This is a genomic window from Robbsia andropogonis, from assembly GCF_034047095.1.
Classification (GTDB): Bacteria; Pseudomonadota; Gammaproteobacteria; order Burkholderiales; family Burkholderiaceae; genus Robbsia; species Robbsia andropogonis.
This window is the reverse complement of the sequence record NZ_CP139170.1, coordinates 2,229,946-2,256,466: the sequence shown is the minus strand read 5'-3', so window position 1 is coordinate 2,256,466 and position 26,521 is coordinate 2,229,946. Positions and strand designations below refer to the sequence as shown.

The following is a 26,521-nucleotide window of genomic DNA, read 5'->3' as shown; positions in this document are numbered from 1 at the left end:
CGCGCGGTATGATGCGGAGGGTCGGAGATCGTCGGCAGCAAGGATAGCGCTTGAAACTCTACGAGAAATTGGCTGCCGATATCGAAGGGCAGATCCGTCGGGGTGTGTTTGCGGCTGGTGAGCGCGTGCCCTCGGTGCGGCAAGCGAGCCAACATCATCGCCTCAGTATTACTACGGTGCTCCGCGCGTACTTGCTGCTCGAAAGCCGCGGGTTGATCGATAGCCGGCCCCAGTCCGGCTACTTCGTCCGCCGGCAAGGCGATGCGCCGCCTGTCGCGCAACTCCGCTCCAGCGCGCCGATCGCCGTTTCTGCCACGGTTGATGTAAGCCGTCTGGTGCTGTCGACGCTGCGCTCGATCGGTAGCGGTAGTGCCGTGCCATTGGGGTCACCCTATCCCGATCCGACCCTCTACCCGTCGTCGCGCATTCATAGTTATGTTCATGCATTTGCGCGTCGTAATCCGGGTGCCGGAATCATCGATGATCTGCCGCCAGGCAACCCGGAACTGATTCGGCAGATCACCCGGCGCTATCTCGAGAACGGCATGGTCGTCGACCCGAACGAGATCGTCATCACGTTAGGGGGGACGGAGGCAATCAACCTCTGCCTGCAGGCGGTTGCCAAACCCGGCGATGTGATTGCCGTGGAATCGCCTACTTTTTACGCCATGCTGCATGCGATCGAACGGATGGGCATGAAGGCGCTGGAGGTGGCCACGCATCCCAACGATGGCATTGACCTTCAGGCGTTGTCGCTTGCAATGGCGCAGCAGCGTATCGCGGCGTGCATGGTGATGCCGAATTTCCAGAACCCGTTGGGATTCCAGATGAGCGATGAGCGCAAGCGGGCGCTGGTCGCGCTTTGCGCGCAATTCGACGTGCCGCTGATCGAAAACGACGTGTATCAGGAGTTATATTTCGGCACACTTCATCCAAGTGCGTTGAAGCATTACGATCAAAACGGCCTGGTACTGCACTGCTCGTCGTTCTCGAAAAGTCTGGCACCTACCGCGCGAGTGGGATGGGCGATACCGGGCCGATTTCGCGATCAGGTTGAAAAGCTGAAGTTTCTCAATACGCTGACGACGTCATCGGTGCAGCAGCAGGCACTTGCCGAGTATCTGCGCAAGGACGGCTATGAGCATCATCTGCGGCGCGTGCGGTCGCAGTATCGACAACAATCGCACTTGATGACGGCAATCGTGCGGCGTTTCTTTCCGGAGGGGACCCGGATTTCCACGCCGCAGGGCGGCTATGTGCTCTGGATCGAGTTGCCCCCGGCCGTTGATTCTATGGTCCTGTACGAACGTGCGCTGCGCGCGGGGATTACGTTGGGGCCCGGCTATATGTTCTCGACCACGCGGGCCTATCGTAATTTTATTCGTTTGAATTACAGCTATGCCTGGAATCCGCAGATCGAGCACGCCGTGATCGCGCTCGGCCGGATAGTGCAGGCGATGGTACAGTCGTCGGCGGCCAACGTGTGACACGCGCGTGACGGACCATCGGGGCAATCGGTTTAGCGTACGTTGCCGCCGGATTGTGCAACCGTCTTTGCATTGTCGCTTTGGCTGGCCGAGGCGACTTGCCGGATGTCTTGTAGCCAGTAGCCAGCACCCATGAATATCGCGCCACCGACCAAATTGCCCAGCGTAACGAACAGTTCGTTGTGGATGGCACCACCCAGCGTTACGTCGATCGGGTGGTCTCCCATCAACGCCAGCGCGAAGATGAACATATTGGCAACGCTGTGTTCAAAGCCGCTGGCGACGAAGGCAAAGATCGCCCAGAAGATGACGCCCAGCTTTGCCGCATCGCTGCTTGTCCTCGCGGCCATCCAGACGGCCAGGCATACCAGCCAGTTGCATAGAACGCCTTTTGCAAACAATACGCTGCCCGGCGCGGACATTTTCAGCGTGACGGCCTTGTAAAAACCGGTAGCACCGTCGGTCAACAGCACGCCGCCGCCAGCGGTATGCAGGATAGCTGCCAGGAGCACTGCGCCAACCAAGTTGCCGATCCAGCAAACCATCCAGACAGCGAGTACACCGCCCAGCGATGCTTGACGACGCAGCATTGCGATCGGCATATACATCGCGGTGCCGGTGAAAAGCTCCGAGCCTGCGAACACGCAGAATGTCAGGGCGCAGGCGAACACGCCGCCCATGACGAGATGGACATATGCCGGGTCCACATGAACACCGACGCTGAACATCAAGATGTCCCCGAAGCCGATATAGACGCCGGCCATGGCGGCGCCGATCAGATAGGCGAGCGGGTTGCGGGCAATCAGCGCGACTTTGTCCGCGCCCGTCTTGGCAAATTTATCAATGGTCTCTGCGTACATGATGGGGTTCTTCCAGGGACTGCGGCGCTTATGTCGCGCCGTTGGGGGTGCGTCAATCTGGCGCACATCATAATGCTCGCAGTCTCATTCTTGAGGCGATGGCGTGCGCAAATGCGGCGTGGTTGCCAGATTCCAACGCTGTAATGGACGCCAATAGGCATGGCTGTACTCTATTTTTGTTATTTTGTAAGAATTGAAAGCAGCATTTGGGTACAGTTTTGCCAATGCGATGAGGCAAGCGAGCTGATGCAATAATGCGCGTAACAGGGCTACCGATCCGGTGCGCGGCCCACTATTGACCAGGAGCATTATCCGATGTCCTCTTCCGCCCATTCCGACTCCGCAGCATCGCCGTCGCTGGACCATGAGCCCCCCATCGAGATTGAAACCGGTGCGAATCCGGGCGCCAGCGTGATTTGGTTACACGGTCTTGGCGCGGACGGCAGCGATTTCGTGCCGATCGTGCCGGAACTGCGGCTACCCGAACATCTGGCCGTACGCTTTATTTTTCCGCATGCACGCCGGATGCCGGTGACCTGGAACAACGGGCATGTGATGCGAGCGTGGTATGACATTGTCTCGGTGGACGACGATAAGCGGCACGCGGACGAAGCCGGCGTCCGTGCTTCGCGCGATGCAGTAAGGGCGTGGATCAAGCGGGAGGAGGCGCGTGGCATTCCGGCGACGCGGATCATCGTGGCGGGATTCTCGCAAGGCGGTGCCATCGCATACACCACGGGCATGACGCATCCGGAGCCGCTCGGTGGCATTCTGGCGTTGTCGACCTATGTCCCAATACCCTCGATCATTGCTGAGGAAGGTCGCTCAGGAAGCGAAAGCACACCGGTTTTTGCCGCACACGGCAGCGATGACGCCGTCGTGCCGATGCCGTTGGGGGAGCGAGCATGCGGAATCGTCCGGGATGCCGGGCACCCTCTCAGATGGGAAACCTATCCAATGGGGCATTCGGTGCATCCACGCGAGATCGCGGACATTGGTGCGTGGCTGATCGAACGCCTGGGCTAGTTTGAAAGCGTCGGCACGGAGCGGGGCTGGCACCCAGCGTCGCTCCGACACGCCTTTCAATTCGCCATTGGCGTGTACGCCTTTACCAGGGTCGGCTGACTTGGCAAGCGGTGCATCCGTCACATAAGATCAGATGAGCCTTATGCCGCAACCAATGCCTGGCCTGGCACCGCTACCGGATAGACGGCATCCAGGACCGAGGCCTGTGGTGCCGTATCCTGAAGGTTTTCCCGGGTGCCGAGCAGCGTGCGCATTGTCGAAGCCAGGAGCCACAAGGTATTGACCTTGGACATCCCTTGCTCGCTGACGGCCTGACTGATCATCATCATGGTATTGGCATTCAGTCCTACACCGGGTAGGGCAAATGCTAACGTATTCAGATGCCATCGGACCGTGTCGGCGTCTAGCCAGGGGGTGCTGCGGCAAAATGCGGCGACGAATCGTGACTCGACGTGCGCATAACGCTGTGTCAGGAACTGGCGCAGCGGTTGTGACAGGTCCGTGCCCACGCGAATCATGAAATCGCGCTGATCAGGGGAGTCGATGATGTCAAAGGTATCTTGCATCAGGCTCTTGGCAAGCACGGTCATGACATGCTCGCTGCTTAATTGGTCGCCGAGCGCTGACTCAAGCCGGGTCAGTTCGGCAAGGCGCAACTCGTTGATGACATCGAGGCGCCGCGCAACCATTGCGCATACCAATGCGTTTTTTGAGCCGAAGTGATAGTTCACCGCGGCTAGATTGACGCCGGCATGCTCGGTCAGGTCACGTAAGGACAAGCTATCCGGGCCGGAGCGGGTGTACAACTGCTCGGCGGCATCCAGCAAGCGGGCCTTCGTGTTTCTGGACGAATCGTCACTCGATACGCGATCCATGGCTTACCTCTCGAATGAATGCAACATGTGGATCTGTTTTGGCCCGGCTGCGATGTCGCGATGTCACGTTTCTCGCGTTATCGATTTTTTGCCGGACTACAGGAATTAAAGCAATACGAGCTGCTGCGGCGCACATTCATCCATCAGCCATGGTGACATACATGGCCCTATGCGTACCGCCAACATCTGTGAACGACGGTGAAATGTCACCTGCGCAAACATTTGCAGCAACGAATCAGCAGGTCATATGATGGCAGCATATCGAGACAGTACCACTTTCTCATAATTAGTCCAGTTGATAGGAGAACGTTGCGTTGACGCGCGGGCTGCGGTGGCTGCTGCCCGAAGGCTTGTCGCCCACGGGTTGCGCCACCGACAGGTCGAGGGAATAGAAACGGCTATCGGAAACCCGAAAGCCCAGCGCCAGCGACTGCAGGTCCAGCGGCAGCGAGTTTGGCGCATTTAAATAGGTGCGCGCGATGGCGTAGGAGGCATACGGGATCCAGGTCTTCAGGTACCGGGCGGTATAGCTAAATGATCGATTCAGTTCAATCGACACCCCCCAGCCTTTGTCGCCGGCGGCTTCACCTGGTTGATATGCCAGGGAGTAACGTTGGCCGCCAAAGGTGATCTGTTCGCTTGCGGGGAGCGCCTGGCCGCTATATTGACCTGTCGCGGAAACAACGGTCGCGAATCCTAGCGGCCATTGATTGTTCTGCATGGCTGATGCACCCACACGGAAGAAATCGAGGTCCACCGGGTTCGGTACCACCGCGCCGATGACGTTGGTATAACCTTCCTTGGATGCCCCCAGTGTATCGAGTCCCTTCGCAAGCGTCATGCTGACCCGTCTTGACATCTTGGGCCGGTTCTCGGTATAGACGATTTCCGTTTGCAGCACGCGAGATTGTGAACGCAACCCGACATAGGCGCCGGTATCCGCGGAATAGCGGTCGTCGTTGCGTACCGCATAGGCGGACCCGTTGACCGTCAATGCGCGTGTATTGTTCAGGATGATGGGATAGCCGAGAGAGACGCCAATGCGATCCTGCTCGGTACGACGATGTACGCTGGACGGTAGTCCGGGCGTTGTCCTCGGCTCGCCCGCGAAGCGTGATGCATCGATCTTCGCTGTCAGGCCGTCGCTGCCAAGAGGCTGTGTGTAGTTGATGCCGTAATATGTCTGGCCATCTCTTCCACGTGGCGCCAACGCGGAAATGCTTAATTGTTCACCGAGGGACAGCAAACCATTCTCCGAGACCGTAAATAGCCCTTGAATGCCTGGCTGGTTGAACGAGACGCCGGTGGTGAATCCAATCTTCTGTCGCACGACGCTGAGCTTCAGCTCGGTCGCGCCGTCGGTATTTTGCGGTGGTGCGATATTCGCGGCTACTTTCAAACCGGGAATCTGGCCAAGAAGCGCCGTATACCGTTCGAACGCGTCACGCCGTAAAGGTCGTTGATTTACGAGATGGTTCGCGATGGCGCGCAGGTGACTTTCGGCATTCCCTATCGCACCTTCTATCGTCACTTTGGACACATAGCCTTCGACCGCCACCACGCGAACCACGCCGTTTGCGAAATCCTGTGCTGGCACGAAGGCAAATGACAATGCGAAACCACGATCCTGATAGCGCTTCGTGATCGCGTTCGCTGCCTCGATCAATTGCTGAACGGTCGTCGATTTTCCGACAAAGCCGGAAAACATGGCCGACGCTTCTTCGAACGGAATGCTTTTCACCCCTTCGATTCGAATCGACTTTGGCACAATTGTCTTCGAGAGCAAACCTTCCATCGTATCGGGTTCCGTTGTGTCAACCGTGACATTAACTTTCGGTGTCGACGGTGGCGCGACCCGCGGCAGGCTCTGCAATCCATTGCCACGGGCTTGTCCCTGTGCGGTGCCAGGCAGCGCAACTGCGCAAAAGTATGCGATGCCCGTCAACAGCACGGACGCGTACGCGGCATGGCAAGGCAAAAAGCGATATGTCATGTGTCGGTGTTGACCCAACGACGTTTCCGCGAATGCAATCGACGTTATCCTATTGTAAGGTTCCCGGCGCATCTGTGGGCAAAATTACTACATTAAGCGCACGGCGTGCATGCATTCGCGGTACGTGATGACCGACGCGCCCTGGAGGACGCTTCGGCGCGACAGGCCGTCGATCGAACCAACGGACCACGCAGACCTGCGATAGTCTTCTGCTTTCTTCTGCTTCTATGTGACCGCGGCGCAATCGCTGCGGAACCACTTTTCAATGGCGCAACAACGCGCCGGTGCTGTTCAATAGTCCACCAATGCCGGTGCTGCCCGTCGTGGTGCTTCCCGTTCCAGTGGCTGTGGCTGTCGATCCGCTTGTCAAGCCCCCAACAACACCGTTGATACCGGATACCGCATTGGATACGACACTTGCTCCCGAACTGGTCGAGATCGATGCGCCTGCGCTGGCGACCACCGTCGTCACCGGCACCAACGTGGTCACCGTGCCCAGCGTGTTGTTCAGCGTCGATCCCACGCTGTTCAACGTGGTGCCAACAGTCGATCCCGTACTGGACGTCACGCCTGCGACGAGCGACGTGACGGGCGTCAAGACACCCGTAAGAGAGCCGGCCGTGCCGCCCGAGGTCGCCCCGGAGACGATGCTGCTCAATCCGCCGGCGCTCGAGGTCAGATTTGACGCAAGCGTGGTAACCGGGCTCAGCGTTCCCGCCGTCGTTCCGGAGGTGAGGTTGGACGCAAGGGAGGTAACCGGCGCCAGCAGTTCGTCTGCATCGTCGTTGTTTGCACTGTTCGCCGTACCGGCCACGATCGTCGTGACAGGCGCTAATAATGTCGTGCCGCTACCGGCGTTGCCGGACAGGGCAGCAGGCAGATCGGACAACAGCACCGATACCGGTGCCGTCACCGAGCCGATGGTGCTTGCCAGGGAGCCGGTACCTGTCGCCCCCGAAACACCCGTCGCCGCGCTGCCCAGGGTGTTGCCTACACCGGCAATGGTCGTCGTGACTGGCGTCAGGTCGACACCGCCGAGGGACAACGGCGAGGCTGTGCCACCCGCCAATCCGGAAACCACGGATGTGACCGGGCCAAGCAACGTCGTCAGCGTACCGTTGCTATCGGTTGTTCCATTCGCTGTACTAAACAGCGTGCCAATGCCAGTAACCAGATTGCCGGTTTGACCCACGGTACCACCGAGGCTGCTGGACAATGTCCCAGTCGTGCCGCCCGCGATAGCCGTTCCCGCAGCCGACACCGCGTTACCTGCTGTCGTCAAGACGTTTGTCAATGGGCCGCCCACGCCGAGTGCATCGCCGGTCTGTTGGACCGTGCTGGACAACGACATTGTGATTGGCGTAATCGCGCTGGATACGCCCGCGGTCACATTCTCGATCCCGCCAGTACTGACAATGTTGTCCAGGGACGTCGCGGCATTGGCAATCAGGCCCTCGGTTGTACCGGCGGTACTGTTGACGGTTGCGGTAATCGGCGCAAGACCCGCCAGACTTCCCGTTCCAAGACTGCCGACCAGTGCACCCGTATCGCCTACCGTGCTTGCGGCGTTGTTCACGGTCGCGGGAACGATCGCAACGGTGGCGCCGACAGGATCAGTGGACGAACCGATTTGCCCCAGTCCATTGGACAGCCGTAAACCGATCGTTGTTACCGTCGTTCCGACATCACCGACGACAGTGCCAGCCGCGTTGTCGACGCCGTTGGTAGCGAGCGTCCCGTCCAGTACAGCGGCATTGTCGACAGTACTCCCCAGAGACGACACCGTGCTGCCCACGCCTGTCACGACATTGCCGGATGTGCGGGCAACCGTCGCCAAACCGTTGGTTGCGGTAGTGGTCTCATCACTGCCTGGCGTATTCGCGCCAGTACCTGCTGCACCGCCAGTACCGGAACTCCCCGTGGTCTGCGTGCCGCTGCCGGTGGAGGCCTTGCCGACGGTCCCACTGCCGGCGCAGGCACCTAACGTCAACAGCGCCGTCACGGCAGTCGCGAATAGTGTTTTTTGGAAGATGCGATGTTGGTATAGCACGGTTTTTCTCCGTCGAAGTTGTTTCCGCATCCCGGTAATGCAATTCCGATACCAGCAATTTCGCGAGGCGTTGTTTCATTTTTAGATTAGCCGAGGAGACGAGAAAAACAAAGGCCTTGAAAGATTTTTTTAAATATTGAATTGGAATTTGTGGTGTAACGGTAACGTCTTGTTACCTGCATTCTAAGTCGAGTCGTAACGTGACGACGTAACAAAATCGCAAATTCCGTCGTATTTAATTGTGGTCGTTTGTTCGTTTCATTCAAACGGTTGTTTTATTTAATGACTATATATGTATAGTCATTTTATGCAATAAGAAAATTGAATTAAAAGAACGATTTATAAAAATAATATCATTAAAAAACAAAGAGATAAAACGTTGCTTCACAAAATTTACATTCCTTTCTTGATGATTACAGTGTTTTGTTGTATTCCGCATATATCGACCCTTCGTTTGAAGATCGCATTGCGAGAAACGTTGCCATGTTCAATCGGGTATGGCAAATTAAGGTTGTGTTCACATTTTTGATTTTCACCGTGAGTGGAATCGAATCGCTGTGTGAAAGTGGTAAAAATTTACTACTATTCGCATGCTTGGATGGGAAGCGTGTCGGCATGCTGGTTGAATAAAGGCGAATAAGCCGCCTCCTTGCGCGGTTGATAAGAATAAATCTCTCTTAAAGGGTGGCGACGATGAATGCAGCGCAGGTTCAATTAGTGAAAGCCCGTATTCAAACGTTTGGTCGCGATGAAGATGGTGCCACCGCGGTTGAATATGGATTGATTGCGGGATTGATTGCCGTCGCGATCATCGTCGCGCTGACGACGTTGGGTGGGAAGCTAAGCACGATGTTTTCTAGCATCGCTTCCACTGTCGATGCGCAGGCCACAAAAGCAGGTAGCTGATTTCAGATTGGTGTGTGCTGCTGCTCGTGAATACGGTCGGAGAGAAGGCGATCGTTTGGGCGCGGTGAGCAGAGCGGGAAGACGTCGCTGGACGAGGTGTGTGCAGTGAGAAGTTGATGGGTGGTTATTTTTTCTGTTTTGGTGACTGTTGCTGGCGATCAAGTGCTGGTATGGCGCCAAGTCGACTCGAGGTGAATCATGTCTTTTGAAATTTTGAAGCGAGCCACGGACAAGTCGGTAGCGCGAGTGAAGGAATTTGCGCAGGACGAAACCGGCGCCACCGCGATCGAATATGGTTTGATAGCCGGACTGATCGCCGTGGCGATCATCGTGGCGGTGACCCTGCTGGGCACGAAACTGAGCACGCTTTTCACGAATCTCAGTGGGAAGATTCCCTCCGGCAGTTGACCGCTGGCGGAAGGACGCCTTCCGTCCCGGTTATCACGGTGCCGATGATGACCTAATGACCGTGGCGGTAGACGAGAGGGCCGGAAGCGTGCAATTGCGATTTGCGTTGATGCGAAGGTTGCCGGGTGATGCAGATTCCGTTGCTGTTCTTCGTCTGTCTGGTAGTGATCATATGGGACTTGGTTGCGCGTCGCGTACCAAATCCTTTTTTGATTGTCTGCGTTGCGATGCAATGCGCGCTCACCGCATCAAGTCCGTATGCAACCAGTTGGATGCAGGCGGGGGGCGGATTTCTTCTTGCCGCCGCATGTACGTTGCCTTTTTATGCAATGCGCTTGATGGGGGCGGGGGATGTGAAATTCGCGGCACTGTTGGGGTTGATGACCGGCCCGCGGGCTTTTATCGCGGCATGGGTGATTGGCAGCCTGCTCGCTGGATTGCATGGCGTGATCGTGCTTCGTTGGAGAGCCAGCCCCAATTTGTCTGGAATGCTTGCCACGGTGAAAAGTGGATCACGATGGACCGCGCTGGCGGTGCCTTCCCCGCGACGAAAGTGGGTGTCGGATTACGTCACGCGCAAGCGTGAGGGGCGCAAAGGCATTCCCTATGCGGCGTATCTCGGGATGGGCGGCATGGCGGGATGGTGGGCGTTGTCGCAGTGGCTTTGACGTGGATGGCGTGGGTTGTTGGTGGGTGCATGATGCATGGCGAACGGGTAGGCCAATGATGCGAGTACTGAAGTCCGCATGCCACATCAAACAGCCGACTGAAGTGTGGCGGGAAAACGAAAAAGAGAGGGCGTGCTACAGGATCACATGGGGGCGTGATTGGTGAGCAATGACACGCTGACAGGTCCAATGGGCGCGTGGCGCTGGGGCGGCGCGGCGCAAGGATAGATAGCATGGTAAGACCGTTTGCGCAGCATCGGTGTCCCGGGCTTGAATGGCCTGAGTGTGATGATGTCGCGCACGGCAATGCGCGCGCGGCACCAGGCCAGTCGTTGTTCGCCGTTCGCCACCGGGCGGCGCCGTGTCGCAAACCGGGTGCCGTTTTGCCGATGAACGGAAGATTTCGCAGCGCACACGGTGATAGGTCCTCGCTGCCGGTGGAGTGGCTGCGATGAGCGCTTCCACCAGGATCATCGCAGCCGTGCTGGTTGTGTTGGCGCTGTTGCTCGGCGTACTGTCAATTTTTGTCGGAAGACGACCAGCCCCAGTTGCCACGAGTGCCGTACCGGCACCGGTCGCGACGTTCCCTGTCGTCATCGCATCCAGGCTGTTGCCTGCGGGGCAGCCCATTGCCCCCGACGCCGTCCGTGTGATTCAGCTACCCGTACAACCCACTGGCGCTTATACGAAAGTCGAGGAAGTAGTGGGCCACACGCCGCGCGTACCGATCGACAGCGGATTGCCGTTGACGCTCAGCGGCTTGGCGCAGGGTTTGACGTTGACGTTGAAGCCTGGTGAACGCGGCGTTGCGGTACCGGTGGATGAGGTCAGCGGTGCCGGGAACGCGGTTCAAGCCGGTGATTACGTGGATGTGTTCGTTACGATGAAGGCGCCTGAAACCGGCGCGACAGGCGGGCAGAACGACCGCAACATCGCGCGCTTACTGATCTCCCGGGCGCGTGTGCTGGCGTATGGCGCGAGTTCATTGACGAACGGCGCGCCGGCGCAGGGCACGGCGCCGGCGCCTGGTGCGAACGCGCAGGCAATGGTGGATCAGCAGCGGCAGATGGCTCGTAGCGCCGTGCTCGCGGTACCGGTAGATCAGGTGGATGGTCTGGTGCTGGCGACGCAGATGGGACGTTTGACATTGGCGTTGCGCTTTCCCGAGGATGGCGGTGCGGTCGACAGCGCCTTGTTTCAGGCGCCGGGGCCGGTGGTGCGGGCACGAAGCGATCTGCCCGCCGCCGAGCGCGACCGGCTCGCTGCGCCAGATAACAAGGCGTTCGCGGGTATGGACAGTGTCGGTTTAGCGGGGGGCGTGTCTTTGCCGGCGGCCATGGCAACCGTGCCTGCTTTGCCTGACGCCTCGACGACCATTCGATCCTCGCGCTTGGGTGCGCTTGGCGGTATGGCGCACGCGCGGGGCTATGTCGAAGTCATTCGCGGCATGGACATCAGTCGCGAAGCCGCGAACGGCTCGACCCCGCGATCAGCGGTAGGCACGCCGCCGTTGCCGGGCCTCTCGGCGGGAATGGATCAGGCGACGATACCGCTGCCCTCGCCGAGCAGCGTGATCAATTCCTCGGGAGGCGGACGATGAGTCTCCCGACAATGAAGCGTCTTCTTACGGGGCACTTGCTCGCCGCGATGGCGAGGTATGCCCGGGGGGCGTGGCATCTGAAAATCCACGAAAAAAGACGCCTGGGCGCATCGGAGACAGGACGCAATGCGCGATGGCGTGCCGTCGAGGCTGGGATAGTGATGGCAATGTTGGTACTGCCGATGTGGGCGAGTGCGCAGTCTGACACGACGGCCGACACGGCGCGTCGTCTCGCGCCCGCGCCGTTTGCGATGGTCGTCAGCGAACAACGCATTCTTCCGGCATCGCGGTTGTCACGCCTGGCGGTGGGCGACCCGACCGTGGCCGACGCACGGCCTATCACCGGTGGTGTATTGATCGTTGCCAAAAAGCCCGGTACGACGACGCTGTCGTTATGGGAAGGCAGCCGCACTACCCCCCGCGAACTGGCGGTCTCGGTGCGCGCGTTGTCGTCGGACGCCATGTTGGCGAAGACGGGGGGATCGGTGCAAGTCTATGGGGACACGGCGGTGTTAAGCGGACAGATCGCAACCACGGCGGATCACCAGGCTGCGTTGGCGGTAGCACAGCAGTCCGGTGCGAAGGTGGTGGATCGGTCGACGGTTGGCACCGGCGGTGTAGTGCAGGTGGATGTCAAGGTGGTCGAATTCAGCAAATCTGTATTGAAGGAAGCCGGGTTTAACCTGTTCTCCAGCCGATCGAACGGTTTTGGTTTTGGCGTTTTTGGTCCGTCCCAGCTCAGCTCGTATACGGCATCGACGACGGGTGTGTCATTCGGCAATTCGGTCGGCACGAACATGGCGAGTGCATTCAATCTTGTGGCTGGGCCGTTCGCGAATGGCTTGTTCGCCAACATCAGCATCATGGAGACAAACGGCCTGGCGCGCGTATTGGCGGAGCCCACATTGGTGGCGTTGTCAGGGCAGTCCGCCAGTTTTCTCGCCGGCGGAGAATTGCCCGTTCCGCAATCGGGAGGGCTTGGCACAACGACGATCGTCTACAAACAGTTCGGTGTTGGTTTGACCGTGACACCGACGGTGCTTGGTCCCGGCCAGATTGCGTTGAAGGTGGCACCGGAAGCCAGTGACCTCGATTACACACACGCGATCACGGAGTCGGGGATCTCGATTCCGGCGATTTCCACGCGCCGAGCGGATACGACAGTCCAGTTGGGCGATGGTGAAAGTTTTGTGATTGGCGGACTGGTGTCGCGCAGCACGGTGGCCAGTGTGAACAAGGTGCCGCTGTTGGGCGATCTACCGATCATCGGGACGTTTTTCAAAAATTTGAGTTATACGCAGGACGACCGGGAACTGGTTATTTTGGTGACGCCGCATCTGGTGAAACCTATTGCCAAAGGGGTGGCATTGCCACTGCCTGGCGCCGGCCGTGATTCGAGCACACAGCCTGTCTGGAGAAGTTTTCTGGGCGGTGCGGCATCCGGCAACGATGTGCCGGGATTCAGTCGCTGAAGGGTGGGGCAAGCAGGTCATGGATAAAAACTTCGAACAGCCGCGCGTGCTGTCGCGCGCGCAGAATTTTGTGTTCTTCACACCCTCGGCGCAGCGCGCCGACGTGTTGTCGCGCGCGCTCGATGGGATCGGACGTGTGGATCGCCTGGCCGGGGATGCGGCCTATATCACCCGCTCCGTGGTCATCTTGAAACCGGCCCTGGCCTTTGTGGACTTCACGGCGATGTCCCCCGGCGCGGGTGCCGGACAGGAAGGCGCCGATGGCGCGCTGGCGCCGCAAGCTGTGGTGGAGACATTGCGGCGCTGCTTGCCGGAGGCGTTGCTGATCGGCGTCGGTAATGCCAGCGACGCGCAGATGACGCTGACAGCCTTGCGCAGCGGCGTGGCGGACTTTCTTGATCTCGAGGGCCCCGCCGATGTGATGCGTGCCTCCGTCACGAAACTGACGGACAAGTTGAGCGCTTCCACCCGTCGCGCCGTAACCATCGCCATTGCCGGCGCGCGAATCGGCGTGGGGACGAGCACGTTCGCGACCCATCTCGCCACGATGCTCGCCGCGGACGAAAACGCGCCGCGGCGCGTGGCGTTGCTTGACCTCGGTCTGCCTGTCGGTGACGGCCTGCTTTATACCAACACTCCGACCGGTTTCGACTTTGCCGATGCGGTTACGGCGCTGAGTCGTCTTGATGAAACGTTGGTGCGCACTGCGTTGCCGGTGTCTCCGAAGGGTGTCAGTGTTCTTGCCTTGCCGGCCGATTTAAGCCGGATGCGTGCGCTGCCCCAGGCCGATGCCGTGTCGCTCGTCGACCAGATTCGCCGGTATTTCGACGCCATCATCGTCGATCTCGGCGGCGCTGGTAGTGCCGATTTGACTGCCAGCGTATTGAATATGGCTGACCTGAAGCTGGTGCTGACGGATCAGGGTATTGCATCGGTGGTGTCGCTGTCGGACCTGCTCAGTCAACTTGATGAGCGTTCGGTCGACCGCAAGTCGCTCAGGCTGGTGGTCAACAAATACGACGAGAGTTATGGGATGGCTGCCCAGCAACTGACCGAGCGCTTCGCCATCGCGTTGGGGGGGACGTTGCCGGATCGCCGGCTCGCGCTGGGCCGAGCCGCGTCGCTAGGCCAGTTGTTGAGCGGCAGCAAACAGGACCCATACATCCGCGGCGTACAGCAATTTATCGAGATGGTTCAGGCGTTGGCCGTGGAGGTAGGCGGCTTGTCGATTGGCGCGGCTGCGCTGCCCACCGCGCGCGGCGGTAACTCGTGGTCGAATGTCTCCAAGCTATGGCGGCGGGGTTAGCGCGATCGATTGGTCGAGTGGTACCAGGGGTCGGCGATGCGAGCGTCAGGCAACGTGGTGGAAGTACGAAGCACAGGGTGGGCGGTCCGCTGTATCGATGGCACGCGGTGCGTTCGTGCTGGACGGCTGGGTGATTGGCAGGCGTGGCTTAGGAGGGCCAGATGTTGAACGAGATCGAGTTCGCTGACGACAGTGCGTCGGGCTTTGTCCATTCGCAGCGTTTCGCGGAAATCAAATCCGCGGTACATGCTCATTTGTTGAGCCGGATCGAGGAGCTAGGTACGGAGTTTGGCCGATGGTCGCGCCGCGCAATCGAGCAATTTGTTGAATTGGAAGTGGACGGCTACGTTCGCTTGCGGCGCGTTGGCATTAACGAGAACGAATTGAAGATCGTCGTCGATTCACTGACGAAGGAGTTGGTGGGGTTGGGGCCGTTGGAAGATCTCCTGCAGGATGTCGGCGTGGAAGACATTCTGATCAATGGCTTCGAGGACGTCTTCGTTTCGCGCAAGGGCGTGCTGCGTCGTGAGGCCGTGCGCTTCACCGACAACCAGCACGTCCTGCGTATTGTGCGCCGCGTGCTGGCGCCACTGGGAAGGCGCATCGACGAATCAAACCCGATGGTGGATGCTCGCCTGCCTGACGGCGGGCGCTTGAACGTCGTGATCGAGCCATTGGCGGTAGACGGTCCGATGGTGTCCATCCGGAAGTTTCGCAAGCAACCGTTGACGCCGGAGGAACTGCTGGCGATGGGTACGATGGACCGTGGCATTTATCAACTGCTGCGGCTGGCGGTGAAGGGGCGATGCAATATTCTCGTATCCGGTGGAACCAGTTCCGGGAAAACGTCGTTGCTGAATGCGCTTGCGAGCTTTATCAATGAGTCGGAGCGCATCTTGACGGTGGAGGATACGGCGGAATTGTCATTGAATCATCCACATGTGGTGCGCCTGGAAAGCCGGCACGGCACGTTCGAGGGCAGCGGCGAGGTCACCATTCGGGATCTGATCCGTAATAGCTTGCGGATGCGTCCGGATCGGGTCGTTGTGGGCGAAGTCCGCGGCGCTGAGGTGTTGGAAATGTTGCAAGCGATGAACACGGGGCATGATGGATCGATGGCGACGATCCATGCGAACAACCCGCGTGAGTGCTTGTATCGAATCGAGATGCTGGCTGGTTTCGCCGGGTATGTCGGTAGTGAAAGCAGTCTGCGACGGCAGATTGCCAGCGCGCTCGATTTCATTATCCAGATCGGGCGCTTGCCCGGAGGGCAGCGGCGCATTCTCTCGGTCACCGAAGTCACCGGCTATGGCGACAATATCGTGACCACGCAAGAGCTGTTCCGTCATGAAACGCGCGTCGACGGCGACGGCAATGAGAGCGATTTCTGGCATGCGCTCGGCGTGGCACCGCACACGCCGAAGCTGGCGCGTTTCCGTGACCAGTTGCTGCCTGGCAATCTGCAACACGACGGAAACGGTCAGGGCGAGGATCCCCATGATCCCGGCGCGCAGCAAGGGGGAAAGAGCGCGGGGGGTGGTCATGCCGGTGGGCCGGGCAATGAGGGCCAGTCGTGGGGTGGCTGGTTCGGGAGGAAATAATGAGCAGCACGATGTTATTGCTCGCCGCTGTCTTGCTCGGGGTGGCCGGCATCGTGATCTGGCAGTCCCACCGTATCGAGCGTCGTCGTGCGCAAAACGCTGGCGCTTTCGCCGATCGACGCATTGAAGCCGCACGTGCGCCACCGCCGGTGGTGCGCCCAGGGTTCGATGGCAACGGCGAGCGTGGCGGCGTGCAGGGCGGCAACGCCGCCGCCATCTCGGCTGGCGCGTGGACGTCCGCGGGCGCGAAGGCCAGGAAGGACGGTACCGGTTCGCCGGTGCGGCAATGGTATGCGGGCGTGATGGCCGCGCCCTGGGTCGAAAGCATGGTCCTGCGTGCGGATATCCCGGCACCCGGTCGTTGGCTGGCGACCCGCATCGGCGCCCTTGTGGGCGCGGCGTTGCTGGCTTGGCTGCTGGTGGGGTGGGAGATGAGCGCGTTCGTGCTGGTGTTCGGCAGTGCCGTCTGTGCGTTGCTTTTGCACCTGCGCATCGGGCGCCGACGCAATCGGATCGTGCGACAACTGCCGGTGTTTCTGGATCTCATGGTGCGCCAGGTCACGGTGGGCACGAGTTTGAATTCCGCCTTTCAGCAATTGGCGCCGAAGACGGCGCAGCCTTTGGGCGCGATTCTCGAACGCGCGGCGCAGATGAATCGCGCGGGCGTCGAATTGGATACGGCGGTAAAGCAAGTGGCGCGGCTTTATGGCATCGACCAATTGCTGATGATCGGCGCGGTGCTGGGCGTGTCGACGAAGTTTGGCGGTAGAAGTGATCAGGTACTCGAACGGATCGCGGGCTTCATGCGCGACACGGAACAGGCACGGGACGAACTGGTGGCGTTGTCCGCGGAGACCCGCCTTTCCGCGTGGATTCTCGGCGCACTGCCGTTGGCCGTCGCGCTGTTTCTAATGTGCTTCAACCGTCAGTTCTTCCTGGGGATGTGGGAAGACCCGATCGGTGCGCGAATGTTGTTGGGGGCTGCCGCATTGCAGACGCTGGGTAGCGTCATGCTTTATCGGATGGCGAAATCGGTGTGACCACCAGGACGCAATGAACGCGAAATGATGAATGCCACCACGGAAGGACTGATCGCACTGGCGCTGATCTTGGCCGCGCTTGCAGCGGGCGTCGTTGGCGCGGCACTGATGTCGCGGGCACGTTCGCTGCATAAGCGTTCGATGCGTCTCGACGAAGCCGTTGCCGCAAGGGCGGGCAAGACGGTGGCCGCAAAGCCATCGAAGCGGCAGGGGTGGCGCGACCGCATTGAAGACATCGGCGTACGCGGGTTGGCGACATCGATAGGTCAGTCCCTCGTGGCGGATGAGGATCGCGTGTTGCTGGATCAGTGCGGTGTGGACACGGTGGTCGGGCGCGCGTGGTTCTTCCTCGCGCGTGCCGCGTTGTGTATCGCATTGCCACTGGGTAGCTATCTTTTGTTAGGCAAGGGTTCGGTGCTGGCTGCTTGCCTGACCGTGTTCTTCGGGTTTGGCGTTGGCTACATGGCGCCGAAATACGTGATGAGCAAGCGCGCCGCGGCACGCCGCAAGCGCGCGGACGCGGAATTGCCGTTGCTCGTCGACCTGTTGCGGTTACTCCAGGGCGTGGGCCTGAGTGTCGATCAGGCAATGCAATTGATCGAGCAGGATTTTGCGCCATCGATGCCGGTGTTGGTGACGGAATTGCAACATGCGAGCGCGCAGTACCGCAGCGGACAAACCCGTGAGTCCGCGCTGCAACGTTTTGCCACCGTCTACAAGAACGACGACATGGCATCCATTGCGGAACTGATCGTCCAGGTCGATCGTTATGGCGGTGGCGTTCAGGAGCCGTTGCGCCAGTTTGGCGACCGCATGCGGGAACGTCGCCGATTGGACTTGAAAGCGCGCATCGGTCAATTGACGGTGAAGATGACCGGCGTCATGGTGACCACGCTGTTGCCTGCGCTGATCATCGTGACAGGTGGCGCCGGTTTTATCGCGATCATTCGTGGCGTGTCGCAATTTGGAGGGATGGAATGAAGCCTGTCTTCATCGGGCATCCGAATCTACGTCGCGCGACGCGGCAGGGCGCGGCGCCGCTCGCGCTCATCGCGCTTGTCGGCGTGGTGCTGTCCCTGGCCGCCTGTGCGTCGCGCACCACCACGGCTGATACGCTGTGGCGCGACCAGCAGATCGCGCGTCAACAAATCGACCAAAAGCCGCAGGCGCCGAATGACCGCGGGTTATATCTGTCGCTGATCGTACAGATGCAGGCAAAGGGCTTGTACTTCGCCTCGCTTGCACACATCGATGCGTTCGAGAAGCGTTATGGACAGGCCGGCGACATCGCGCTGCTGCGCGGTGATGCATTGCGCGAGACCGGGCAGCCAGCCGCCGCGATCGCGGTTTATCGACAGTGGACGAACGGCGACACGGCCGCCGCCGCGCAGCATGGTTTGGGGCGGGCGCTGGCCGACGAGCATGATAACGCCGGTGCCATGGTGGCGTTGCAAACGGCCGTGGCGCTTGATCCAACGAACGTGTCCTACCTGAACGACCTTGCTTATGCGCGCTTGCTGAACGGCGATGTTGCGGGTGCGCGGATTCCGGTCGCGCAGGCGGCGGAACTCGCCGCGGAAAATCCGAAGGTGATCGCGAACCTGGCGCTTTACTTGATGCTTTCCGGGCAGGCCGCGCAAGCCGATGCCGTGATGGTTCGCGCCAAGATGTCGCCTGAAGCGCAACGTACCACCCGATCGATGGCGGCATCCATGCGCGTCGGCCACGGTGGCGCAAGCACGCATGATGGCGGCGAGCGGGCCACTGGCGATGCGGGTCCGGCTGTGTACGGCCGCGACGACGGTGCCGTGCGTCCGACGATGCCTGACGATCCCACCACACGCCAGGTACGCAATGATGCCGTGGCGTGGCAGGGTGGTTCCGTTTTGCAGCGGTTTGCACAAACGCGCTGACCGGGCGAGGTGATGCGGTGCCAGCGAAGTCGGGGTATCCACGCAATATCTCATTCAGCGTATCAGCGCCGTGATGAAGCCGCGTTTGGAGGGAGTGGCGAGATGAAGGATCAGAGAACAATGCACGCGGATGGGCTGGGTCGTTGTCCCAACGTGCACCGCGGATGGAGGCGGACGGCGATCGGCGCGAGTTGGGTTATGGCGCTGGCAATGCTGTTGCCTGGCGCGCGGGCCTGGCCGCAATCGAGCGGGTCCACACCAGGAAGTCATGCCGCCGACCCCAATCGATTGGCGACGGCGGATGATCCCGACGAACGCGATGGATTGGGGCGTGCGACCCGTCATCTGCTGTCGTTGCAGGTCAGTGGCGCGGCCGCCGGGCCAGCGCAACCAATGACGGGTGACGCCACATCGGCCGCGTACAAGCGGTACAGCGACACCTTCACGCATCCGGTGCCGGAGTTCTTTCAGCAACGGGTGCGCAGTGATAACAGTGGCGGGTCGTAAGCCGCCTTTGACGGATGTGATGACAGCGTCGACCGGGTAGGCGCGAGCGTGAATGGATGTGAGGCGGTGATGGCCGCCGTTGCGCGGTAGCGAATGGCAGCGCGGGCAGGGGCCCGAAAGCAGGGTGCGGAGAGGAATGATGGAAGCTAGCAGGGGGATGCGCGCGACAATGCGCGCGCAAACGCGTCGGGCGGGGCCCGCGATGGTGGTACGCGTGGTGCGCGTCCTGGCCGGTGCCGCGGTTGCGCGTGCCGGCGCACGGTGTGTCCCGACCACTGCGCTGGGTGCGCATGGACAAAGCGCCGGTCCGCATGTAACGGCTGTCGATCGAACGCCGTCGCGCGGGCGACGGCGCCCGCGTGCGCAGGACACGCGTGGCCAGCAGCGCGGCGTGGCCGCGGTCGAGTTTGCCTTGGTGTTTCCGGTGGTATTCCTGCTGGTCTATGGCTTGATCACCTGGGCGCTGATCCTGCTGGCACAGCAGACATTGACGCTGGCGGTCGGCGAAGGCGCGCGTGCCGCGCTGCGCTATAGCACGAGCCCGATCACGGCAGCGTGCGCGGCGGTCAACAACGCCACCACCTGGCTGGGCAGTACCGCTTGCGTCACCTCCACGCCAAGCGCCACGGCTTGTCCGTATCTGTCGACCCAATCGTGCCTGAAGGTCACGGCCAGCTATAACTACGCCTCGAAACCCCTGGTGCCAACATTGCCGTTCCTGAATCTCGTTCTGCCGACGACGCTCACCGCCAGCACGACCGTGCAACTCGAACCGGACGTGCTGATCAAATGAACCCGAGGCGTGTCGCCGGCGTGTCGCGCTTGCACGATTCGCACACCTTGTCATTCCAGCATGGCCGGCGTGGCGCGCAACGCGGCTCGATGGCCGTGACCATCGGGCTATTCATGCTGGTCGGCATCGTGCTGCTCGAGTCGTTGGTGCTGGGCTATCAATACTATCTTCGACGGCAGATGCAGAATGTCGCGGACATGGCGGCGTTGGCCGGTGCGCAGACATTGAGTGGTGTCAATTGCAGTTCCGCGATCGCCGCTGCGACGAGCAATGCCGCATTGAACGCCACGACAACCTCGCTGGTCGTCGACTGCGGCAACTGGAGTCCGAGTTCCGCGGCCACCGATCACTACACGATTCTGAGCGGCATACCGGCGACCGATCCGAATGCCATCCGGGTATCGGTCACGGGGCAGATGCCATTCGCGCCGGATTGGATGCCTTCTTCCCAGGTCTATGCGCAAGCCATCGCGATCCGCAACGGCACGCCGGTGGCGGTTTTCTCGATCGGTTCCGGTTTGATCTGTTCGCTGTATGCCTCCGCTTTGTGCGGCAGCGCGGTGGCCAATGTGAATGTGAGCATGATCTCGTTACTGCGAGCACTGGGTTATACGGTGCCGACCAATATCACGCTGGCCGGGCTGAACGCGCTGCTATCGACGAATTCGGTAACGATGAACCAACTGGTCAGTGCGGTCGCCTCGGTTACCGGCGTGTCCAGCCTGTCCACGACGCTCGGACTGAGCGGCGTGGCGGGCAATGCATCGATTCCGTTGTTGTCGACCGGTGCGACGTCGCGGGGACTGATGACGATGGACAGCCCGTCCTCCACTTCCACCTCCGTTGCCACCAGTGTGTTGAATGCGCAGTTGAATGCGCTCGATGTAATCACCACGGCACTGGGCATCGCGAACAAGAACAGCGCGATCGGGGCGGCGATCGGTGCCGGCGGCATTACCGCGCAGACTTACCTGGTCGCACCGCCTTCGATCGGCATCGGTGGTGTTGGCGCGACTGCCTACGCTGCGCAGGTGCGCGTCTATGCGCATATCACCTCCGCGGGCTTGACCGGATCGGTACCGTTGCTTGGCCTTGTTGCGAGTTTCGATCTGCCGATCGAGATTGACGTCACCGGTGCGCAGGCCACGTTGACATCGCTTTGTACCGCACGTGACAGCAGCTATAACGACCTGGCCAGCTTTCATGTGACGAATCCGTTGCTGCAGTCGTGCGTGGGCAATATCACGGCGGCATCGGTCATGAATCCGGCCACCAGTTGCAGCGCCGGGGTCGGCTCCCAGACGATTCTGTCGCTGGTCGGTGGGTTGGCGAAGATCAACGCCGGACTGACGTTGCAGGGTTTCGCGAACGACGGCGATTACACGCTGTCCGCCGGTCAGAGCGTGACCACGGGCAGCAATCCGCTGTCCTTGGGTACGACGTTGTCGCAAGTGCTGACTGCGCTCAATACGCAACTGGTCGCGTCCTTGCTGCCGGGGGCGTCCACGGCGACTGGCGTGACAGGCTCTTCCTCAGGCAGCAATAGCGCGACCGGCAGTACGACGTTGGCATCGGCGTTGCTGGGCGCGACGGGTAGCACGCTGTCCACCGCCGCGACTGCGGCGCAGACCGGTCTGAGCGCGCTCGCCACGTTGTCCTCCGCGCTGACTTCCACGGGAACGCAGGTCCTGAGCGGGCAGCAAGTGACGGTGGCGAGTTTGCTGACCGGGACGGTGAGCGCGGTGTCGTCATTGTTGACGTCGGTGCAGCAGATCGTCGGCGGCCTGGTGTCCGGGCTGCTGTACCCGTGTGGCTTGCTGGGCAACGCCCAGGCATGTCTGGCGTCGAAGTTGTCGGGTACGGCAACGGCGAACGGCACAACGGTCTACAACAGCTTGTTGGCAACGGCGGGACTTGTCGCGAATTTGCTGCAGCCGGTTCTGAATTCGCTTGGGCTTCTTTTATCAAACGCGCTGCAAAGCTTGTTGGGCGCGAATCTGGGTCAGGCCACGTTGAAGCTGCTGAGCTTGAACTGTCTGGGAACCGACGTGCGACTGGTCAAGTAACGTCGCACTACGCCGCATGCGGCACAAGAGGGAATACGCGTTTCACGCGATTTGAACATGATTAAAGACCTGACCTTTCTCGACGGACTGGAAGTCTATGTAGTCGAGGGCTATGTCGATATCTTCGACCGCGTGGAACGTTGCCTGAGCGGGCCGGACAGCACGGTACGCCGAGTCGACCATGACATGCCGGCCGGCAAGCGCTCGCCGCGCAGCCTCGCCATCGTGAGCGTGAGCGCCATCGACGGGGCAAACTGGTCGCGTGACTGGGAAGCCACCCAAGGCATGGTGGTGATCTGGGTGGGAGCGGCGCCGCGTGGTCATGACGGTCGCGGCGTGGGTGATTATCCCGCGGACTATCGCTATGTCCTGCCGTTGGACTTCACCGCCGCCGAGCTGCGCTCGCTCGTGATGAAGGTCGTGGAACAGGTCAACGCGTCGCTGTCTCCGATTCGCGACACGGATGTGTTCATCGCCGACTCCGAGCCGATGCAACAACTGTTGACCGAAGTTGATCTGTTTGCCGATTGCGATGCAAGCGTGCTGATTCACGGCGAGACCGGGGTGGGCAAGGAGCGCATTGCTAATCGACTGCATCAAGGGCATACCCAATATGGGAAAGGCCCTTTTGTTGCGGTAAACTGCGGAGCGATCCCGGAAGGACTGTTTGAGTCACTATTCTTCGGTCATGCGAAGGGCGCTTTCACAGGAGCGGCGGCACAGCATCGTGGTTTTTTCGAACAGGCATCGGGCGGCACCCTGTTCCTGGATGAGATCGGCGATCTGCCCGTGTTCCAACAGGTCAAGTTGTTGCGGGTGCTGGAGGACGGCACATTGATGCGGCTCGGTTCCACCGCGGCAATCAAGGTGGACTTCCGGTTAATCGCCGCGACCAACCGCGACATGCTGGAATTGGTCGCCAGTGATCGGTTTCGTGCCGATCTGTATTATCGAATAGCGGTGATCGAATTATTCGTGCCAAATCTGGAAAGTCGGGGAGCGGCCGATAAAATCGCCATATTTAAGTCTTTTTTTACCCATGTTATTGGGGCGGAGCGCGCGAAATCATTGCCGGAAATACCGTACTGGCTCACAGATGCGGTGTCTAATATGCGTTTTTCGGGTAATGTGCGGGAGTTGCGAAATTTGGCCGAAAGAATCGCTGTCGTGGTCCGACAGCTAGGGCATTGGGATGTTGTCCGTATACAACGAATGTTGCTGGCAGCACGAACCGAGCGCGAAGCAGTCGCGGTGTCGTCCTTGGCCACGCCTAGTGTGGATCGTGGTCGGTGGGATACGGGCGAACGATCCCGCGTGATGGCGGTTCTTGAGGAAAACGGCTGGCGCCGACAGGCCAGCGCGACAGCGTTGGGCATCAGCCGTAAGGTGTTGTGGGAAAAGATGCGCAAATATCAATTATTCGACGAAGAACCGGCAACGCGAGAAGGGAGAGGGTGAATGATCGCAGTTGATGCGAGTGCGGCGGGCATCCGCTTGGCAGTAGGCGGCATGCTGGCTGGTGCGGTGTGGTTCTGCGTAGTACCTGTCGTCCATGCGCAGTCGCTTGCCACTCAGCAGGCCGGGCAGGCCGCTGTTCAGCAAGTGAACGGCGGCAAGGAAAACCTGCCGGCGCTGAATGCGGACGCATCGCGTCAGGCACAGGCGATGCGTCCGCAATCGGGGGCGCCTGCGGGCACGCCGACGGCGCAGGATGTGGCGACCAATGGGGGGAACGTCGCGGAGTTGCAGCGTCGGATCGCGAATAAGGAATTGGCCGAACTTCGTACCGTGTATAACGGCAGCTACGGTGCCAGTCTGTTGATGGCAACCAACGACACGACGTACTATGTCGCGTTGTTCGAGCGCAAGAATTTCTGGCGTGTTGTCAAGACGTCCGATATGGCGCGTGCCGATGCGATTTTCCGCGATTTCGCCGCCCAGACATCGGATCTGGCGCAGTCCGAGATTCGTGCTGTGCAATTGGCGGCGCAGCGTAGTCAGACCGAGATGCTGATCGACGTCAATAAGGAACGGGCCGCGCGTATCCAGGCCGACCTTGCGATTCAACAGACGCAGCAGGAAGCGGTCAACGAACGCCAGCGCCAGTCGGAAGCGCAGATGGCGCAACTGGCGGAGGAAAATCGTGCCGCCCAGGCGCAATTGGCCGACCTGCAAAAGCAATTGGCTGACCTGCAACGTCAGCAGAACGCGGGCTTGCCGACCGCTGGGACGCCGACGCGTACCAGCGGCAAGCGCAGTCGATGACGGCATGCACGCCGCCGGTTGTGTCAGGGACGGTTACCGCCGTCGCTGACGCGTTACCCCTGTCACCGGCGCCATTGGTGCTGTCCGTACAGTCCCATGTCGCGTTCGGCCATGTGGGCAACGCCGCTGCCGTGTTGCCGCTGCAACTGCTCGGCATCCAGCCCGTGGTGGTCAATACGGTTCAGTTCTCGAACCATACCGGTTACGGCGAGTTCAAAGGCCAGGTTTTTCCGGCGTCCCATATTGGTGAGGTGCTGGAGGGCCTTCGTGCGCGCGGCATCCTGCAGCGTTGCGTCGCGGTGCTGTCCGGTTACCTCGGTGACGCCGCCACGGGCGAGCAGATCCTCGCCGCGGTAAGCGAGATTCGTCGTGGTCATCCCGATATGCTGTACCTGTGTGATCCGGTTATCGGTGATATCGGCCGCGGTGTCTTCGTGCGTCCCGGTATCCCGGCGTTCTTACGTGATCGCGCAGTGCCAATGGCGACGGTGATCACGCCCAATCACTTCGAATTCGAATGGCTGCATGGCGCGCCGGTCCGCAGTGTCGACGAGGCAATTGTCGCGGCGCGCGCCATGCTGGGCGCGCCAGGACGGCCGGGACCGCGTATCATCGTGATCACCAGTTTCACCGGTGATCACACCGCGCGGCGAGAGGTCGACACACCCGCCTCCGCGTCCGGCGCTGCCGATGTTGCCGCGCCAGCCGATGTCGAACTGCTGACGCTGGGTATCGATGCCGACGGCGCCTGGGAAGTCGCCACCCCGCGTGTGCCGCTTGATCCCTTGCCGAATGGCATGGGTGATGTGTTTTCGGCATTGCTGCTGGGGCATCTGCTGCGCGGGATGCAGTTTCCCGCTGCATTGTCAGAGACCGTCAGCGCGTTGTACGCCTTGGTGGCTGCCACTGCACCCGGCGAGCGTGATCTCCCGTTGGTGGCCGGCCGCGAACAGTGGGTGGCGCCGCGACACCGTTTCGCGGCCGAAGCGCGCTGATTCGAAACGGCACGGCGGTTCATATACTGCCTTACATGTCGTCTGACCGCTGTTAGATAAAAGAGCCTTTCCTTGAAGTCCGATTCCACCGATGACGGATTCTCGTCGCCTGCCAAGGTTCCGGACCTGTGGTCGGAGCGGGACGCGCGCCTGATGCGGTGTGCGCTCGACGCCGCGCGGCAGGCACGGGCACGCGGCGAAGTGCCCGTGGGCGCGGTCATTGTCCGGGGGGATGAGATCATCGCCACCGGATTCAACCAACCGATCGGGCGACATGACCCCTCGGCCCATGCCGAGATGATCGCATTGCGTGCGGCGGCCATCGCATTGCAAAATTACCGTTTGCCAGGCTGCGAATTATTTGTGACGCTGGAGCCTTGCGCCATGTGCGCGGGTGCCATCATGCACTCCCGAATCGCGCGTGTGGTCTACGGCGCGCCGGACCCCAAGACCGGAGCGGCCGGAAGCGTGGTGAACCTGTTTGGCGCGCCGCAACTCAATCATCACACCCAAGTCCAGGGCGGCCTGCTGGAAGCCGAATGCGCAGCGGACTTGCGGGCGTTCTTCGCGGCGCGGCGGGCGGCCGTCAAGGCGGCTCGGATCGCGAAAGCCAAGGCGCCGGTAGCGGAGGTGCGCGTGTCGGACGCGCGCGACGGTGACGGCCAATAGTCGATCGACCCAGCGAGACAG

23 protein-coding genes are annotated in these 26,521 nt (G+C 60.5%); 19 read left to right on the top strand and 4 right to left on the bottom strand.

Annotated elements, in window-relative coordinates; genetic code table 11:
• Positions 1-50 precede the first annotated feature (50 nt).
• Positions 51-1,487 carry an aminotransferase-like domain-containing protein gene (locus SJQ66_RS23350; protein WP_024903044.1) on the top strand — a complete coding sequence of 479 codons (1,437 nt, stop codon included), beginning with the start codon at positions 51-53 and terminating at the stop codon, positions 1,485-1,487.
• A 32-nt stretch (positions 1,488-1,519) separates the two neighbouring features.
• Here the strand turns inward: SJQ66_RS23350 and SJQ66_RS23345 are convergent, their stop codons facing one another.
• On the bottom strand, positions 1,520-2,347 hold the full coding sequence (locus SJQ66_RS23345; protein WP_024903043.1) for a formate/nitrite transporter family protein: 828 nt from the start codon (positions 2,345-2,347) through the stop codon (positions 1,520-1,522).
• Between the two features lie 315 nt (positions 2,348-2,662).
• Between SJQ66_RS23345 and SJQ66_RS23340 the strand changes: the two genes are divergently transcribed.
• Entirely contained in the window at positions 2,663-3,373 is a 711-nt protein-coding gene (locus SJQ66_RS23340) for an alpha/beta hydrolase (protein WP_024903042.1), read from the top strand.
• Positions 3,374-3,513: 140 nt separating this feature from the next.
• On the opposite strand, the gene SJQ66_RS23335 is transcribed toward SJQ66_RS23340, so the two are convergent.
• The 3 genes from SJQ66_RS23335 to SJQ66_RS23325 form a co-directional block, all read right to left on the bottom strand.
• Positions 3,514-4,248 (bottom strand): TetR/AcrR family transcriptional regulator, encoded by a 735-nt coding sequence (locus SJQ66_RS23335; RefSeq protein ID WP_024903041.1) that lies wholly within the window; start codon positions 4,246-4,248, stop codon positions 3,514-3,516.
• A 286-nt stretch (positions 4,249-4,534) separates the two neighbouring features.
• Entirely contained in the window at positions 4,535-6,241 is a 1,707-nt protein-coding gene (locus SJQ66_RS23330) for a ShlB/FhaC/HecB family hemolysin secretion/activation protein (protein ID WP_082102675.1), read from the bottom strand.
• A 262-nt stretch (positions 6,242-6,503) separates the two neighbouring features.
• Complete coding sequence (locus SJQ66_RS23325; RefSeq protein WP_320534603.1) at positions 6,504-8,291, bottom strand: collagen-like triple helix repeat-containing protein; 1,788 nt, start codon at positions 8,289-8,291, stop codon at positions 6,504-6,506.
• 693 nt (positions 8,292-8,984) lie between these two features.
• On the opposite strand from SJQ66_RS23325, the gene SJQ66_RS23320 reads away from it, so the two are divergent.
• The 17 genes from SJQ66_RS23320 to tadA all read left to right on the top strand — a co-directional run bounded on the left by SJQ66_RS23320 (position 8,985) and on the right by tadA (position 26,500).
• Entirely contained in the window at positions 8,985-9,197 is a 213-nt protein-coding gene (locus tag SJQ66_RS23320; RefSeq protein WP_236693500.1) for a Flp family type IVb pilin, read from the top strand.
• A gap of 198 nt (positions 9,198-9,395) precedes the next feature.
• Positions 9,396-9,605, top strand: coding sequence for a Flp family type IVb pilin (locus SJQ66_RS23315; protein ID WP_024903036.1), 210 nt, complete (start codon positions 9,396-9,398; stop codon positions 9,603-9,605).
• A 128-nt stretch (positions 9,606-9,733) separates the two neighbouring features.
• Positions 9,734-10,273, top strand: a complete 540-nt coding sequence (locus SJQ66_RS23310) for an A24 family peptidase (protein ID WP_024903035.1) — start codon at positions 9,734-9,736, stop codon at positions 10,271-10,273.
• A 451-nt stretch (positions 10,274-10,724) separates the two neighbouring features.
• Positions 10,725-11,873, top strand: coding sequence for a Flp pilus assembly protein CpaB (gene cpaB, locus SJQ66_RS23305; protein ID WP_024903034.1), 1,149 nt, complete (start codon positions 10,725-10,727; stop codon positions 11,871-11,873).
• 167 nt (positions 11,874-12,040) lie between these two features.
• Positions 12,041-13,345, top strand: a complete 1,305-nt coding sequence (locus tag SJQ66_RS23300; protein ID WP_390174002.1) for a type II and III secretion system protein family protein — start codon at positions 12,041-12,043, stop codon at positions 13,343-13,345.
• The gene (locus SJQ66_RS23295) at positions 13,263-14,651 is read left to right on the top strand and encodes a CpaE/TadZ family protein (RefSeq protein WP_320535407.1); all 1,389 of its coding nucleotides are present in this window, start codon (positions 13,263-13,265) and stop codon (positions 14,649-14,651) included. Before SJQ66_RS23300 ends, SJQ66_RS23295 begins: the two co-directional genes overlap by 83 nt.
• A 161-nt stretch (positions 14,652-14,812) precedes the next feature.
• Complete coding sequence (locus SJQ66_RS23290) at positions 14,813-16,252, top strand: TadA family conjugal transfer-associated ATPase (protein WP_024903031.1); 1,440 nt, start codon at positions 14,813-14,815, stop codon at positions 16,250-16,252.
• Positions 16,252-17,292: a type II secretion system F family protein gene (locus SJQ66_RS23285; RefSeq protein WP_036009260.1), complete on the top strand. Its 1,041-nt coding sequence runs from the start codon at positions 16,252-16,254 to the stop codon at positions 17,290-17,292. Before SJQ66_RS23290 ends, SJQ66_RS23285 begins: the two co-directional genes overlap by 1 nt.
• A gap of 24 nt (positions 17,293-17,316) precedes the next feature.
• Positions 17,317-18,273, top strand: a complete 957-nt coding sequence (locus SJQ66_RS23280; RefSeq protein ID WP_051504340.1) for a type II secretion system F family protein — start codon at positions 17,317-17,319, stop codon at positions 18,271-18,273.
• Complete coding sequence (locus SJQ66_RS23275) at positions 18,270-19,205, top strand: tetratricopeptide repeat protein (protein WP_024903028.1); 936 nt, start codon at positions 18,270-18,272, stop codon at positions 19,203-19,205. The genes SJQ66_RS23280 and SJQ66_RS23275 overlap by 4 nt, the downstream gene beginning before the upstream one ends.
• Before the next feature lie 102 nt (positions 19,206-19,307).
• Positions 19,308-19,712, top strand: coding sequence for a DUF3613 domain-containing protein (locus SJQ66_RS23270; RefSeq protein WP_157684987.1), 405 nt, complete (start codon positions 19,308-19,310; stop codon positions 19,710-19,712).
• Positions 19,713-20,103: 391 nt separating this feature from the next.
• Positions 20,104-20,505: a TadE family protein gene (locus SJQ66_RS23265; protein ID WP_313905198.1), complete on the top strand. Its 402-nt coding sequence runs from the start codon at positions 20,104-20,106 to the stop codon at positions 20,503-20,505.
• On the top strand, positions 20,502-22,571 hold the full coding sequence (locus tag SJQ66_RS23260) for a pilus assembly protein TadG-related protein (RefSeq protein WP_024903025.1): 2,070 nt from the start codon (positions 20,502-20,504) through the stop codon (positions 22,569-22,571). The genes SJQ66_RS23265 and SJQ66_RS23260 overlap by 4 nt, the downstream gene beginning before the upstream one ends.
• Positions 22,572-22,631: 60 nt before the next feature.
• Positions 22,632-24,029 carry a sigma 54-interacting transcriptional regulator gene (locus SJQ66_RS23255; RefSeq protein ID WP_320535368.1) on the top strand — a complete coding sequence of 466 codons (1,398 nt, stop codon included), beginning with the start codon at positions 22,632-22,634 and terminating at the stop codon, positions 24,027-24,029.
• Entirely contained in the window at positions 24,030-24,836 is an 807-nt protein-coding gene (locus SJQ66_RS23250) for a DUF2968 domain-containing protein (protein ID WP_320534602.1), read from the top strand. It abuts the gene before it with no gap.
• Positions 24,833-25,831, top strand: a complete 999-nt coding sequence (gene pdxY, locus SJQ66_RS23245) for a pyridoxal kinase PdxY (RefSeq protein WP_320534601.1) — start codon at positions 24,833-24,835, stop codon at positions 25,829-25,831. Before SJQ66_RS23250 ends, pdxY begins: the two co-directional genes overlap by 4 nt.
• A gap of 72 nt (positions 25,832-25,903) precedes the next feature.
• On the top strand, positions 25,904-26,500 hold the full coding sequence (gene tadA, locus SJQ66_RS23240) for a tRNA adenosine(34) deaminase TadA (protein ID WP_024903021.1): 597 nt from the start codon (positions 25,904-25,906) through the stop codon (positions 26,498-26,500).
• Positions 26,501-26,521 lie beyond the last annotated feature (21 nt).